Genomic DNA, 13,968 nt, shown 5'->3' with positions numbered 1-13,968 from the left:
TGTCGTGATGCGTGAAAGCGGCAAGAAGGCCGTCGGCGTCGAGACGATCGGCATGAGCATGCGCTTCGGTGCCTTCACCGCGCTCGACGACGTCTCAATCAAGGTGCCGGCGGGATCGTTTCATGCGTTGCTTGGCGAAAACGGCGCGGGCAAGTCGACGCTGGTCAAATGCATCATGAGCTTTTATCACCCGACCGCCGGCGATATCTTGGTCGACGGCCGCGAGGTCGGGATCGCCAGTCCGAAGGACGCCTCGGCGCTCGGCCTCGGCATGGTCTACCAGCATTTTACCCTCGTCCCGTCGCTGACGGGTGCGGAGAACCTGGTCATTTCGCGCGAAAAGGTGCCGGGGATTATCGACTGGCGCAAGGAGCGCGCCGCACTTGCCCAATTCATGGAGCGGATGCCGTTCAAGCTGCGGCTCGACGGCAAAGTGGCGGAACTCGCCGCAGGCGAGAAACAAAAGCTCGAAATCATCAAGCAGCTTTATCTCGGCCGCAGTTTTCTGGTGCTGGATGAGCCGACGTCGGTGCTCACTCCCGGCGAGGCGCAGGAAGTGCTCGGCCTCGTGCGCGACATGACCAAGGCGGGCGATCTCACCGTGCTGATGATCTCGCACAAATTCCACGAGGTGACGGCATTTGCCGACGACATCACGGTGCTGCGCAAGGGCAGACTGACCGGAACCGGGAAAGTATCGGAGCTGTCTCACAAGCAGATGGCGGCGATGATGATCGGCGACCAGCCGATTGCCGCGCTCGACTCGCGCGCTCCAGTGCCGGTCGATGCCAGGCAGGTACTGACGGTGAGGGCACTGAAGGCGCCCGACCGTACCGGCCTGAAGACCATCAATATCGGCGAGCTCGATGTGAAATCCGGCGAGATCGTCGGCGTCGCCGGTATATCGGGCAACGGCCAGAAGGAGTTTTTGGAAGTCCTTGCCGGGCAGCGTACGCGTGATGCCGGCGACGTTCTGGTGAAGGGATCGCCCTATGGCGCCAGCCGCGCCGAGGCCCGCACGCTCAATGTGCGCTTCATCCCGGAGGAGCCGTTGCGCAATGCCTGTGCGCCGAGGATGACGGTGGCCGAAAACATGGCTTTCCGGACCTTCGACCTGAACGAGGCCGGCAAGCCGATCAACTGGATCAGGATGGGTGCCATCAGGGACTACGCGACGCGCCTGGTCGAGCAGTTCAAGGTCAAGACGGCCTCGCTCGCCTCGCCGATTTCGTCGCTCTCCGGAGGGAATGTGCAGCGCGCGGTGCTCGCCCGCGAACTGACCGGCGAGGTCGATCTTCTCATCGTGTCGAATCCCTGCTTCGGCCTCGATTTCTCCGCCGTCGCCGAAATCCGCGCTCGCATCATGAAGGCGCGCAACGCCGGCGCGGCGGTGCTGCTGATGTCGGAAGATCTCGACGAGTTGCTTGAACTTTCAGACCGCATTTTCGTCATGTCCGATGGCGCGCTGGTCTATGAGACGCCGATCGCGCAGGCGAGCGTTCAGACGATCGGCGAACACATGGCCGGACATCATTGATGGCGGAGATCGATGCGCTGCCGTTTCCGTTTGCCTTCAAGCCCGAGGCGATGGCGCTGGTCGTCATCGACATGCAGCGCGATTTCGCCGAGCCGGGCGGCTTCGGCGCCGGCCTCGGCAATGACGTCAGCCGGGTGGTGGCGATCGTGCCGACGGTTAAGAAGCTGATCGAGGGGTTCCGCGCTGCCGGCCTGCCGGTGATCCACACGATGGAGTGCCACAGGCCTGATCTCTCGGATCTGCCGCCGGCCAAGCGCAATCGCGGCAATCCGTCGATCCGGATCGGCGACGCTGGCCCGATGGGTCGTGTGCTGATCGTCGGCGAGCCGGGAACGGCGATCCTCGACGAGCTTGCTCCGTTGCCTGGCGAAATCGTCATCGAAAAACCCGGCAAGGGCGCGTTCTACGCCACCAGCTTCGGTGAGGACCTTAAGCGGCTCGGTATGCAGCAACTCGTATTTGCCGGGGTCACGACGGAAGTTTGTGTGCAGACGACGATGCGCGAAGCCAACGACCGCGGCTATGAATGCCTGCTGGCCGAGGATGCGACGGAGAGCTATTTTCCGGAGTTCAAGGCGGCCGCGCTGGCCATGATCAGGGCGCAGGGCGCGATCGTCGGCTGGACGGCGACGACGGACCAGGTGCTCAAGGGAATTGCCGATGCCTAACATTGCATATCCGGCTCTCATCCACGGGGCCCGGCGTGATCTTGCATTCGAGCATTTTCGCGACGGCATCACGGTGCATTGGCTGCTCAAGGGCGGACCGGCCGAACCGTCCGTCGCGATCCTGAACTATCGGCCCGGCGCCGGCGTGCCGCGCCATCGCCATGTCGGGCTGGAAACCATCGTCGTGCTGGAAGGCACCCAGAGCGACGAGAACGGCGACTATCCTGTCGGAAGCGTGATCCTGAACCCGGTCGGGACCGAGCATTCGGTGTGGACGAAAGACGGCTGCGTCGTGCTGATCCAGTGGAATTTGCCGGTGGTCATTCTGGGCGAGGCGAAATGAACGACATCCGCTTCGATATCGGCAGCCTGCACGCGGCCTATGCCTCCGGCATGTCGGTTAAAGCCGTGATTGAAACCGTGTTTCAGCGCATTTCGGAAGCGGACGATCCCGGCATCTTCATCCATCTGGCGAGCAAGGCGGAGCTGCTCGCCGAAGCCGAGGCACTCGGCGGATTCGATCCCGTGGCAAAGCCGCTCTGGGGCGCGCCGTTCGCGGTCAAAGACAACATCGATGTTGCCGGCATGCCGACCACGGCCGGCTGCGCCCAATATGCCTATTTGCCGGCGAAAGACGCCACCGTCGTCGCGCGTCTGAGGGCGGCCGGCGCGCTGGTCGTCGGAAAAACCAATCTCGACCAATTCGCCACCGGCCTCGTCGGCGTGCGCACACCTTATCCGGTCCCCAGAAACGCGATCGATCCGAAACTGGTGCCGGGCGGTTCCTCGTGCGGCTCGGCCGTGGTGACGGCGCGTGGCATCGTATCGTTTGCGCTCGGCACCGACACCGCGGGATCCGGCCGTATTCCCGCCGGCCTCAACAACATCGTCGGGCTGAAGCCGACCGTCGGCGCGCTTTCTGCCGCCGGCGTCGTACCGGCCTGCCGCACGCTCGACTGCGTCTCCGTCTTCGCGCTCACCGTCGATGACGCCCACAGCGTCTTCCGGGCCGCGGCGGCAAAGGACGACGCAGATCCTTATTCGCGCGCTATCGCGGCGCCGCCGCTCGGTCCGCGCCCACCCGTGCTGTCTGTCGGCGTTCCGGCAAAAGCGGACCGGGAATTTTTTGGCGATGCGGCCATGCAGGCGGGATTCGAAACGGCGCTGCGGACCCTGGAACAGCTCGGCTGCCGATTGGTCGAAATCCCCTTCGGCGATTTCTACGCCACTGCCAACCTGCTTTACGAAGGCGCCTGGTTGGCGGAGCGCTATGCGGCGATTGCGGATTTCATGGACCTGAATGAAGCAGCCATGCACCCGGTGACGCGCCAGATCATCGGCGGGGCGCGAAAACTTTCCGCAGCGGATGCTTTCAAAGGCCTCTATGCGCTACAGGCTTACAAGACCAGGCTCGCGCCGGTCATCGCCTCGGTCGACCTCTTCTGCGTGCCGACCGCGCCGACACACTATTCGCTGGAGGCCGTTCTGGCCGACCCGATCGTCACCAACAGCCGGCTCGGCACCTACACCAATTTCGTCAATCTACTCGACATGAGCGGCATCGCCGTGCCGACGGGAAAACGCGACGACGATTTGCCGATGAGCGTCACCTTGTTTGCCGCCGCCGGCAAGGACGCGCTAACGGCAGCGCTCGCCCGCGACCTCCATCAAGCAAGCGATCTCGGCCTTGGCGCGACAGGCTGGACAATGCCCGCCTCCCCCGCCAAAACCTTCCAACCCGATACCGACATGATCGAACTCGCAGTCGTCGGCGCGCATCTTTCGGGGATGCCGCTCAACGGCCAGCTAAGGGATCTCGGCGCGCGATTTTCGAGAGCGGCGAAGACAGCGTCCGCCTACAGGCTTTACGCACTCGCCGGCCAGTCTGTACCCAAGCCTGGGCTCGTCCGGGTCGGCAATGGCGGCATGAGGATCGATGTCGAGATCTGGCGGCTCAGCCCCGACGCCTTCGGGCGCTTCGTCGCTGCGATCCCGCCTCCGCTTGGGATAGGGACAGTCGAACTCGCCGACGGCACGTCGGCCAAGGGCTTTCTGGCCGAGACCGCCGGACTGTCGGCTGCAGCCGATATCTCGGCCTTCGGCGGCTGGCGCAACTTTGTCGCAAGTAGTAGCGAGCCGCGACAACGGCTCGAGAGCGCTCCGTCCAATTGAGCGATTGGCTGTTCGCGCCGGTTACATCGCCGAGACTCAGGCACAGCAGCAAACGACAGCTCGCAACGGTAAGGCGAATAGCTCGAGCCACGGCGCATGCGTAAGCGATCCGTAAGCGCACCTGCCCTATGATGGCGCTGTGAGTGACAAGCGTCACCGTGCGCTTGGGACGCGGGAGAGTCGCGATGCGAAAACGCCGTGCAGTGACCCTTACGGATTTCGTCGGAGCCTATCGGCCCAGGAACTGGTCCGTGCTGTCGGGTTTTTCTGCTCGCCGAAACATCTTGAGGGCAGCGGCGATATTTCTCAGCCTGCTGCCGGCTTCGGGGTTCGCTGGGGACCAGACCCCCGATTGGCGTGGCGCCATTCTGGACTTTCACGATTGGCGCAGCCGGGTCGAAAATTAGCTTGATCTTATGGTCGACAACATGTATACAATCTGTCTATGTCCAGCCCTTATCAATCACAACGCCCTGCCATAGGTCAACGCGCCGATGCTGCGCAGGACGTCGTCTACCGCTGGCTGAAGCAGCATGTGCTGAACTTGCCTAGCCGCGAGGGCACGTTCCTTACCGAGGCTGAGGTCTGCCGCGAGACGGGAACGTCGCGGACGCCGGTGCGCGAGGCGCTGTTGAGGCTCGAAGCAGACGGCCTCCTGCAGATCGTGCCGAAAAAGGGCGCCTATGTACCGCCGATCACCGAGACGGAGATCGAAGCGGTGATGCAGGCGCGCGGCTTGGTGGAAGAGTGGTGCGCGCGGCAGGCGGCCGGCTTCGGCGACATGCTTGCGACGGAACTCGACAGGCTGATCGCCCGGCAGGTGGAGGTGCAGCACGACACCGTTGCGTTCATCGAATGTGACCGGGACTTTCATCGTACGATCGTGCGCGCCGCCGGCAATCCGGTGCTCGCCGACTTCTATGAGAGCCTACGGGACCGCCAGTTGCGGATGGGCGTGCGCGCTATCACAATCTCCGGCGGACGCGGCGACAGCGTGCTTGCCGAGCACGCAGCGATCGTCGAGGGCATACGCCACGGACAGCCCGAACAGGCGGCCGCAGCCGTCGCCCAGCATCTGGCGCGGACGCTCGTCGCGTTGCGGCTGCCGATCGCGGCAGGCTGGGGTTCGGTTGCAACCGAGCGCAGTCCGGCGGTGGCGGCGCAGTAAGGGAAGGCCGCGGCGTTCGCATGGCAGTTGGTCAACGGAATTGGTGAATTGATTATCGTGATTTAACAGATCGGTGCCGAAAGGGCCGGGCATGATCATCCACAGGGAAACGGCTTTCGACGTGCGCGCGTTCCGCCAGGCGCTGGGACAGTTTCCGACCGGCGTCTGCGTCGTCACCTGTGTGGCCGATGGCGAGCAGCTCGGCATGACGATCAGCTCGTTCAACTCGCTGTCTCTCGATCCACCTCTCGTACTGTTCAGCATCGACCGTCGTTCAGCCGGCCTACCGCTCTGGGAGAATGCCGCCAGTTACACGGTCAACGTCCTCTCGGAAAACCAGAAGGACATTTCCAACCGCTTCGCCAAGCCGCTTTCCAACAAGTGGGAGGGGATGCGGTTCGAGCAAGGCCGCTCTGGCGCCCCGGTGCTGCCCGGCGCGGCGGCGCTGTTCGACTGCGAGCCGTGGGCTAGGCACGAAGCCGGCGACCACGTGCTGTTCATCGCCAGGGTTAAGCATTTTCGGTCCTTCGCCGACCGGCAACCGCTGGTTTTCGGCAAGGGGCGCTACGCATCACTGCAGCCAACGGAGTTTGCGGCGCCGCTTTGGCCGCTCGACATCCACTACTGATCGCGGAGGGTAAGATGATCAAGACTGGAGCGCAGCATATCGAGATGCTGAGAGACGGCAGGCAGGTCTATATCAACGGGCAGACGGCCGGCGACGTCACCGCGCATCCCGCCTTCCGTCAGACGATCCGGTCGGTCGGCATGCTCTACGACTTCCAGGCGCGGCCGGATAACCGGGCGCTGATGACCTTTGAAGTTCCCGAAAGCGGCGGGCAGCGGGCCAATCGCATCTGGCAGTTGCCGCGCAGCCATGCCGAGCTCGTCGAACGCCGCACGGCGCTGGAAGCCTGGACGGAGCTCCACTATGGCTTTCTTGGCCGCGCCCCAGACCATGTCGCCTCCTGCATTTCCGGCATGTTCATGGGGATCGAGGTCTTCGAGGCCTATGACAAGACGCGAGCCGGGGCACTCGCCGATTATTACCGCTACGCCCGAGACAACGAACTGTATCTCACCTACGTCATCATCAATCCACAGGCCGACCGCTCGAAGTCCGCGGGTGAGCAGCAAGACCGCTTCCTCACCGCCGGCGTCGTCGACCAGGACGCAGCAGGCCTGACAATCCGCGGCGCCAAGATGCTGGCGACCGGCGGCATCATGGCAAACGAGGTGTTCGTCACCTGCATCCAGCCGCTGCGTGAGGGCGACGAGCCCTATGCTGTGTCCTTCGCCGTGCCGATGAATGCCGGCGGGCTAAAGATCCTGTCGCGCAAATCCTACGAGGAGAGCGCCGCCAGTGTCTTCGATAATCCACTGGCCAGCCGCTTCGACGAGAACGATGCCGTGCTCTACTTCGACAATGTGAAAGTTCCCTGGGAGCGCGTCTTCATCAACGGGGACATCGCCATGTGCCAACGGCAGTTCCATGCCACGCCGGCGCATGTCTTCCAGAACTACCAGGCGCAGATCCGCCTGATGGTGAAGATGCGCTTCCTTGTCGGCATCGCCCGGCGCATCGCCGAGACCAACGGCGTCATTAACTTTCCGCAGGTGCGCGAGATGCTGGGAGTGCTTGCAGCGCAGAACACCATGGTCGACGCCTTGGTACACGCCATGGAGGTGAAGGGCCGCATGTATGGCGCGTATTTCGTGCCCGACGCGCATACGCTCTATTCGGCTCAAGTGCTGACGCAGCAACTCTATGCCGGGGTAATCCTCGCCTTGCGTGACCTGGCGGGCGGCGGGCTGATCATGCTGCCGTCTTCAGTCCAGGATTTCGCCGATCCGGAGCTGTGCAGTCTGATCGAAAAGACACAGCAATCGCCGGTCAGTTCGTCGAAGGGCCGGGTAAAATTCTTCAAGCTGGCTTGGGATGCGATCGGCTCAGAGTTCGCCTCGCGCCACACGCAGTACGAGATGTTCTATGCCGGCGCCACCTTCGTGACCAAGGGGCACAGCTTCCGTACCTTCGACTGGGACCGCTGTACCCAGCTCGTCGACCACATGCTCGACAGCTATTCGCTGGAAGATGAAGTCGACCGCGCCGCTCTGGTTGCCGCGTGAGGTTTGCCATGCCGATCCGCAAGGAGCACAAGGAATTTCACACGATCGACATGACCGGGGAGGGCTGGCATTCGCCGCCTGGTTACCCGCCCGACATCGAGCAGAAGATCCTTGCCGGCCGGCTTGACGACGCGGGCAAGACCGGGCACCGCACGCGGCTGCTGAGGTTTGCGCCGGGCGCCTATACGACGGTGCCGTTCGTGCATGAATACTGGGAAGAGATCTATCTCTTATCGGGAGATCTCATCGTCGGCGGATCTTCAGGCGAAGAGCCGTCGCTGAGTTTTGCCCCGAACACCTACGCTTGCCGGCCGCCCGGCGTCTATCACGGTCCGTTCCGGTCGCAAACCGGGTGCCTGCTGCTCGAGCTTCACTACTACGAGACTTAACTTTGCTCGAACGATGTCCGCGCCCAAGCGTGCGCCGCCGAGCCGTACAAAGTCCGGTAATAGCGCGTCTCTGCCGTTCCTAATGTCTGCTGCGGGTCACCGGTTATCGTATGGCTGTCCAGAAGGAAGGCGTAGAAGGTCGCATGATTGAAAACTAGGCAAGCTCGCGAAAACTGGAAAATCAGCTGCGGGGAAACTAGGTGACCCGTACCGATGTGCGAGGATGCTGCCGCGCACGATGAGCTCGTGAGTTTGGAAAGAACTGCCAAGCAGCCCATGATCTCGCGAATCAGGGAATTACAATGACCTGATATTTCTACCGCATTCGGTCGAAGACCGAGCGCGGGATCGACCGGTCGCCCAATCCCTCTCCTCCGCGTCTTGATTTCGCGATCGCGCAGGCATCCAGTCGACGCCTAGAATCAGCCATTGCCGCTTCACTGCGAAGCCCCTTCGAATTGTCGCATGATTGCGCTACGCTAAGGCCAATCTGGGCGACGGAATGGTCATGGCGGCACGACCGGCGTCCGAGGATTGGTCGAGCGGGAGCGCCCATGACCGCCCTAGACGCCATCGAAGCCGATGCGAGACGTCCGCTCTCGGGCACTGGTCGGATCGCCAAGCTGGCGGCGCCGCGCAGCGCCAGGATATTGAGGCGAAACCGCATTCTCGCGGCGATCGATCGGACATCGCGATCAACCATATGCTGGGTGGCCGCGCCGGCCGGCTACGGCAAGACGACCGCGGTCATCGACTATCTCGAAAGCGTCCGGGCGCAGCATGTGTGGTTCCGCATCGACGAGGGCGACCAGGATATTGCGCGCTTCTTTCAATATCTGGCGCAGTCACTCGCCTCCCCCGCGGTTGGGAACATGCCGGTCTTCGGCGTCGAATATGCCGAGCAGCCGAAGGAGTTCGCCAGGCGCTTCTTCAGGGCCTATTTCGCGCGGCTGAAGCCCGGCACCATTCTGGTCCTCGACGATTTGCACGACGCCGACACGCCCGAATTCCGGGCGGTGCTTTCCGTGATGTTCCGAGAACTTCCTGACACGGTCCGCTGCATCTGCGTCTCACGCACGCTGCCTCAGGAGGAACTGGGCGACCTCGTTCTCAAAGGCCAAATGGCCGTTATCGACCGCTGGGCGCTCGAATTCTCGGCATCGGAGGCCCGCGACTTCGTCAAGCTGCGTTCAAAGCACGGCGCCGCTTCAGTCGATGTCGAAGCGGCACGCGGCTGGGCGATCGGGCTGCTTCTCCTCGCTGACCACGGCTCGGCGGTTGGACCCGACGACATGAAAGGGACAGCACCCGGCGGGCAGAACGCGCTGTCGGACGTTCTCGGCCGTCATTTCTTCCTTTCCCTTCCCGCCGCCGACCAGGATATGCTGCTGAAACTCAATCTGCTGCCCGAAATCAGCGCCGAACTGGCGGACGTGATGATCGGGTCGGGCGAAGCGGGGAAGCTGCTCGGCAGGCTCTACAAGCGGCAGTTGCTGGTCACGCGAACGGAAAACAGCCGCGACGTCTTCCACCTGCACGACCTCTTGCGGGACTTCCTCGACCGACGCTTCGCGCAGCGTGTGCCGCCAGAAGAGCAGAAGTCGCTCAAACAAAGGGCGGCAAAGGTCCTCGCGGACGCCGGTCGTTATGACGAAGCCATACACCTCGCCTTGCAGGCAGAGGACTGGGGCCGGGCGAGCGAGCTCATGCTGAGCCGGGCGGAGGCCGTGCTGGCGCAGGGACATCGGACAACCTTTATCGAATGGGCCGGCCGGTTGCCGGAAGGGTTCATGAACGGCTGGCATTTCTATTGGCTGGGCGTGGCCCACATGCCGGATGACGCAGCGGCAGAGCACTGGCTGTCAAAGGCCTGGCATGCCTTTGGCGAGGCCGACGATCGGCGCGGGCTTTGTCTTACGGTGTCGCGCGCGGTTCTGGTCAAGTCGGACAGTTGGCGAACCTACGAGGGTCTTTCGGCCTGGACCCGCCGGGCATTCGAAATCATTGAGCGCGGCCTGCCGGAACTGCCTTCCGAGGAAGCGATGCTGGTGCGCATCGGCATGGTGCGGGCGCTGAATTTCGGCGACGAGTACTATGCCAACAGCCCGGCCGGACAAAAGCTGGAAACCGAACTGCTGGAGCGGTTGACCCGGAATCCCGATCACGATCCGAGCGGATTGCGGCTGCTTGCCAGCGAATCCCTGATCGAGCATTCGGTATCGATCATGCGGGCCGATTTGTTCACGAAGGCCGTCGACAGCGTTGTCGAGGATTTGAGCGACAAGGAGGTGCTGCCTTGGGTCCTCGGTATGTGGCTGGTCGAGTTTGGCGCCAAGAGCGGCCGTTATTTTCCCTACAAGAGAAGGGGTTTTCCCTATCCTTCGGCCGAAGCGGCGTTGCGGGGGGCGATCGCGATCGGTGAGCGCGAGTCGCTCAAGGGCGTGGAGTTCGGTGGCCTCTATCATCTTCAGATGCAGATGAAGTTCCGCAACGACTTTGCCGAGTTGCCCCAGGTGGTCGAGCGCCTGGCCGAGATCGCCGACAGCCGTTTCAGCACGCAGGTCGCCATCGTAGCCAATTGCTACGCTACGCTTCATGCCAGGCAAGGCGATTTCGCGGCCGCCTATCAGGATTGCGAGCGCTTCATGGCAGCGAGCGAGGCCGCCAACGAGCCGATGGTCGAGCGCTGGGCGCACTATATCACGAAGTTCCAGGTGCTGCTGGCCGACAGGAAGCCGCGCGAAGCCGCCGCGCTACTCAGGGACCTGCTACCGCGGCTGGAGGGCGGCGCCCGCAAGCGTACGGAGATATGCATCCTGGCCGCGGCCGCGCTGGAGAGCCTGTGGGACGGGGATTCACACTATGGCGACCGGCTGAAAGTCTTCATGGAGGCGCTGCGCGACATCAGCTGGCCAATGGTGCTCCTCAATTTTCCGGAGTTGCTCGCCGAACTGCTTGGCGATGCGCTTGAGCGCGGCATCGAGCCCAAGCTTTGCCGGTCGCTGATCGCGGAACGCCGGTTGGACTCGCCGCAGCGGCGGCCCGCGGCCTGGCCATGGCCGCTCAAGGTCCACGTTCTCGGAGGCTTTCGGCTCGAACTCGATGGAAACCCTCTTAATCTCGGCGCCAAGCCACCGACGAAGGCGCTCGACATCCTGCGGGTGCTGGCAATCTCGAAAGACAACACCTGCTCGCTGGAGACCCTTCAGGACTGGCTGTGGCCCGACCTCGACGGCGACCAGGCGCGGGCGGCGTGCGAGCAGGCGCTGCATCGGCTGCGCAAGCTGCTCGGGCGGATCGACCTCATTGTTCAGCGGGAAGGCAAGCTTCGCCTCGCGTCGGACAAGGTCTGGGTCGACCTCGCCGACTGGGATGCGCGGCTCAAGGCCGTCACGACAGCCAATGGCGAGGCGGCGGGACTGCGCCCGGACGCGGAGGCGCTCTTCCTCGCATTCCCCGGTCCGCTGTTTCTGCATGAGCGAGCCAGCTTCTGGTCGCTCGCCGCCGCTGAAAAAGTGCGTCGCGATCTGATCGATCTCGCGTTGCGGATCGGCCAGAGGCTGGAGGCTACTAACGCCCATGAAGCGCGCTCGATTTATCTGAGGACGTTGGACCTCTATCCGGATGCCGGACCCGTCTGCAGGGCGCTGATCAAGGAGGGGCTGTCGCGCCGTGATTTCGAATGCGCGGTCGACGACTATGCGCGCTACGAACGGGCGCTGCGTGCTGCCGGAGAAGCGGCGCCCGCTGCGGAAATACGCGCCCTGGTCGAACCCTATCTTGTGCGGCATATGCGCTGAAGACGATGCGTTGTGCTGTCTGGCGAAACACGGCGCTATAGTCGGTCTGACGGTCATCGCTCAAGCTCCGTTCAGGATGTTTGCGGCCAGGAGAAGGGCTGCCAGGATCAGAACGAGACCGGCGATCGCGTCCATCCGCTTGCGGTAGATCGGGCGGTCTAAGCGGCGAGACAGGCTCACCCCGGCCAGGCTCCAGCCATAGAACTTGATTGGGGAAGCCGTGAGGAACCCGGCAGCGAACCCCGCCTGTTCCTCGCTGCCGTAGCTGAACGAGAGAATGCCGACGAGAAACATCGCCTCGAGCCAAACCAGAGGATTGAGCCAGGTAACGGCAAGCATCGATCCGATCGCCCGAGATCGGGACTTGCCGCCTGTTGTGGCGGCCGCCGTCCTGCGTTTCCGGCTGATGTTGAGCAAGGTGCGCGCGCCCCACCAGGCGAGGAATATGGCGCTTACCGCCTGCAGCACACTGGAGATTGCGGGATGGTGCGTCAGCAGCGTTCCAAGCCCGCCAATTCCCATGGTGACCAAAGCGATTTCCGAGACGTATCCGGTGGAAGCGACCGTAAAGGGGTGGCTGCGGGTCAGCCCCGCCTGGATCAACATGAGGTTCTGGGGGCCGAGGGAAAAGATAAGCCCGAGGCCGAACACGAAGCCGGATTCCGCTGCCGGCGACAACAGGGCGTCGGCTGTCATGTGACGCCACCTGGCTTTTCGGTCCCGCACCCTTCTGCATCTGCCGCCCACGCGACGTAGGGGGGAGGCAGGCGCATATGGATCGCTTACGGCAAAGCCGGCAGTCCCGCTCCCAGGTTCACGGTTCGAGGACCGGACCTGGATTGACAGCTAGACTGCGGCACACGGATCGATTCTTCAAACAGCTCGTGCTGCACGCACCCAATCGAGTCTTGCGGCGGGAACAAGGCCGTAATTGTAAACATTGATACCGTCGACGTCCGGCGCCAGCGCCGGTTTCACCTTGGCGGCGAGGATTTCAGGGCCCGCCATTTCCGGATAGAAGAGCCGATAGCCGGCGCCGAGGAATTTCTCTGCTCCGAGCGCGGTACGGCCGGCCGCCATCAGGCCTGCGACATCGCCGGCCTGCATGTCGTAGGCACACAGGATCGCCCCGTCACAGACCTTGCCGAGCGCTGCCAGATCGCAGCCGCCGAGCCAGCCGTCTTTGAGGTCGATGATGAGGACACGTGTCTCCGGGTCGGCAACCTCGCGCAGCTCGGCGACAAGACTGGTCACCGGCTCGAACCGCCACAACAGATAGGCATGGAGTTGCGGCCAGGGCAGAAAGGTGTCGAGGCCACTTGCGGGAAATTCTGGAAAGCGCCGTTCAGGAACCGCGCGCTCGCACGCCTCGGCAATCCACTGCTTGACGAGCTCACGCGCCGCCTCGCCTTCGATGCCGGCACCGGCCGCACGCGCGAGGCAGGACGGACAGAAGCACAGCGACAGAAGGAAATCGTCTTCCGGCGTCAGCCCGACACCGTCCTTCTCGTGATGGTATTCATGGGCAAAGCCCATGAAGGACGGGCTTTCAAGTTCGATTCTGTCCGGCTTGTAAGTATGCGTGATATCCGCGGCCAGCGCGCGGACGTAGGCGCGAGCATCCGGATGCGATGGGCAGAGATTGTAATAATTGGGGTCGCCAAAGGCGTTGCGAGTGACGGCCTGCGGATAAAGCATGCCGAGGCGGGTATTGTGCAGGCAGACCGTCCAGCACGACACCTGGAGGCCACCTGCCTCGCGCCGTTGGACAAGTTCGGCCAGAACGTCGCCACCTTCCGTGATCACGTCCGCCACCTTGGGCTGGATCACGAGATCGGCCCATCGCGCGGTGGTTGGTTTGAAGTAGATCGTGCCGTCCTCCGGGAAATAGGCTTTGCGGCGCGGGCTGCGCGGCTGCAGGAACCGACCGGCATGATAGGAGGTCGCCAAGCTGATCATGTTGAGCCCGGCACGCTCGAACAGATCGCGTTCGACCATCTCCAAGCCCAAATCCTGGACATCCCAGGGATAGGTCCACATCGAAAGCTGCATGAAATATCCTCAGTTTTTGCAATGGCGCCGTGAAGACGCCGATTGGGCTCCC

Annotated in this window: 11 protein-coding genes; 9 read left to right on the top strand and 2 right to left on the bottom strand. The window is 63.1% G+C overall.

Annotated elements, in window-relative coordinates:
• Positions 1 to 7: 7 nt before the first annotated feature.
• The 9 genes from ACWUKX_RS02220 to ACWUKX_RS02180 all read left to right on the top strand — a co-directional run bounded on the left by ACWUKX_RS02220 (position 8) and on the right by ACWUKX_RS02180 (position 11,864).
• On the top strand, positions 8 to 1,537 hold the full coding sequence (locus ACWUKX_RS02220; RefSeq protein ID WP_456004067.1) for an ABC transporter ATP-binding protein: 1,530 nt from the start codon (positions 8 to 10) through the stop codon (positions 1,535 to 1,537).
• On the top strand, positions 1,537 to 2,205 hold the full coding sequence (locus tag ACWUKX_RS02215; RefSeq protein ID WP_456003385.1) for a cysteine hydrolase family protein: 669 nt from the start codon (positions 1,537 to 1,539) through the stop codon (positions 2,203 to 2,205). Before ACWUKX_RS02220 ends, ACWUKX_RS02215 begins: the two co-directional genes overlap by 1 nt.
• Positions 2,198 to 2,548 (top strand): cupin domain-containing protein, encoded by a 351-nt coding sequence (locus ACWUKX_RS02210; protein ID WP_456003383.1) that lies wholly within the window; start codon positions 2,198 to 2,200, stop codon positions 2,546 to 2,548. The genes ACWUKX_RS02215 and ACWUKX_RS02210 overlap by 8 nt, the downstream gene beginning before the upstream one ends.
• Positions 2,545 to 4,377, top strand: coding sequence for an allophanate hydrolase (atzF, locus tag ACWUKX_RS02205; protein WP_456003380.1), 1,833 nt, complete (start codon positions 2,545 to 2,547; stop codon positions 4,375 to 4,377). Before ACWUKX_RS02210 ends, atzF begins: the two co-directional genes overlap by 4 nt.
• 445 nt (positions 4,378 to 4,822) lie before the next feature.
• Complete coding sequence (locus tag ACWUKX_RS02200) at positions 4,823 to 5,545, top strand: GntR family transcriptional regulator (RefSeq protein WP_456003377.1); 723 nt, start codon at positions 4,823 to 4,825, stop codon at positions 5,543 to 5,545.
• Positions 5,546 to 5,636: 91 nt separating this feature from the next.
• Complete coding sequence (locus ACWUKX_RS02195; RefSeq protein WP_455838952.1) at positions 5,637 to 6,173, top strand: flavin reductase family protein; 537 nt, start codon at positions 5,637 to 5,639, stop codon at positions 6,171 to 6,173.
• Positions 6,174 to 6,187: 14 nt separating this feature from the next.
• Positions 6,188 to 7,675: a 4-hydroxyphenylacetate 3-hydroxylase family protein gene (locus ACWUKX_RS02190; protein WP_456003374.1), complete on the top strand. Its 1,488-nt coding sequence runs from the start codon at positions 6,188 to 6,190 to the stop codon at positions 7,673 to 7,675.
• 8 nt (positions 7,676 to 7,683) lie between these two features.
• Positions 7,684 to 8,064, top strand: coding sequence for a cupin (locus ACWUKX_RS02185; RefSeq protein ID WP_455838950.1), 381 nt, complete (start codon positions 7,684 to 7,686; stop codon positions 8,062 to 8,064).
• Positions 8,065 to 8,618: 554 nt separating this feature from the next.
• A complete protein-coding gene (locus ACWUKX_RS02180; RefSeq protein WP_456003371.1) occupies positions 8,619 to 11,864 on the top strand; it encodes a hypothetical protein in 3,246 nt (1,081 codons plus the stop codon).
• 60 nt (positions 11,865 to 11,924) lie between these two features.
• On the opposite strand, the gene ACWUKX_RS02175 is transcribed toward ACWUKX_RS02180, so the two are convergent.
• Both ACWUKX_RS02175 and ACWUKX_RS02170 read right to left on the bottom strand, forming a co-directional pair.
• Entirely contained in the window at positions 11,925 to 12,560 is a 636-nt protein-coding gene (locus tag ACWUKX_RS02175; protein WP_456003369.1) for a LysE/ArgO family amino acid transporter, read from the bottom strand.
• A 177-nt stretch (positions 12,561 to 12,737) separates the two neighbouring features.
• Positions 12,738 to 13,916 (bottom strand): hypothetical protein, encoded by a 1,179-nt coding sequence (locus ACWUKX_RS02170; protein ID WP_456003367.1) that lies wholly within the window; start codon positions 13,914 to 13,916, stop codon positions 12,738 to 12,740.
• Positions 13,917 to 13,968: the final 52 nt, after the last annotated feature.

The sequence above is a fragment of the Mesorhizobium sp. f-mel genome, from assembly GCF_053850215.1.
This window is presented reverse-complemented; position numbering and strand designations above follow the sequence as displayed.

What these genes read in the sequence shown, in the direction of transcription:
- ACWUKX_RS02220 (WP_456004067.1), top strand. Translation starts at nt 8, where the DNA reads ATGCGTGAAAGCGGCAAGAAGGCCGTCGGCGTCGAGACGATCGGCATG.
- ACWUKX_RS02215 (WP_456003385.1), top strand. Translation starts at nt 1,537, where the DNA reads ATGGCGGAGATCGATGCGCTGCCGTTTCCGTTTGCCTTCAAGCCCGAG.
- ACWUKX_RS02210 (WP_456003383.1), top strand. Translation starts at nt 2,198, where the DNA reads ATGCCTAACATTGCATATCCGGCTCTCATCCACGGGGCCCGGCGTGAT.
- atzF (WP_456003380.1), top strand. Translation starts at nt 2,545, where the DNA reads ATGAACGACATCCGCTTCGATATCGGCAGCCTGCACGCGGCCTATGCC.
- ACWUKX_RS02200 (WP_456003377.1), top strand. Translation starts at nt 4,823, where the DNA reads ATGTCCAGCCCTTATCAATCACAACGCCCTGCCATAGGTCAACGCGCC.
- ACWUKX_RS02195 (WP_455838952.1), top strand. Translation starts at nt 5,637, where the DNA reads ATGATCATCCACAGGGAAACGGCTTTCGACGTGCGCGCGTTCCGCCAG.
- ACWUKX_RS02190 (WP_456003374.1), top strand. Translation starts at nt 6,188, where the DNA reads ATGATCAAGACTGGAGCGCAGCATATCGAGATGCTGAGAGACGGCAGG.
- ACWUKX_RS02185 (WP_455838950.1), top strand. Translation starts at nt 7,684, where the DNA reads ATGCCGATCCGCAAGGAGCACAAGGAATTTCACACGATCGACATGACC.
- ACWUKX_RS02180 (WP_456003371.1), top strand. Translation starts at nt 8,619, where the DNA reads ATGACCGCCCTAGACGCCATCGAAGCCGATGCGAGACGTCCGCTCTCG.
- ACWUKX_RS02175 (WP_456003369.1), bottom strand. Translation starts at nt 12,560, where the DNA reads ATGACAGCCGACGCCCTGTTGTCGCCGGCAGCGGAATCCGGCTTCGTG.
- ACWUKX_RS02170 (WP_456003367.1), bottom strand. Translation starts at nt 13,916, where the DNA reads ATGCAGCTTTCGATGTGGACCTATCCCTGGGATGTCCAGGATTTGGGC.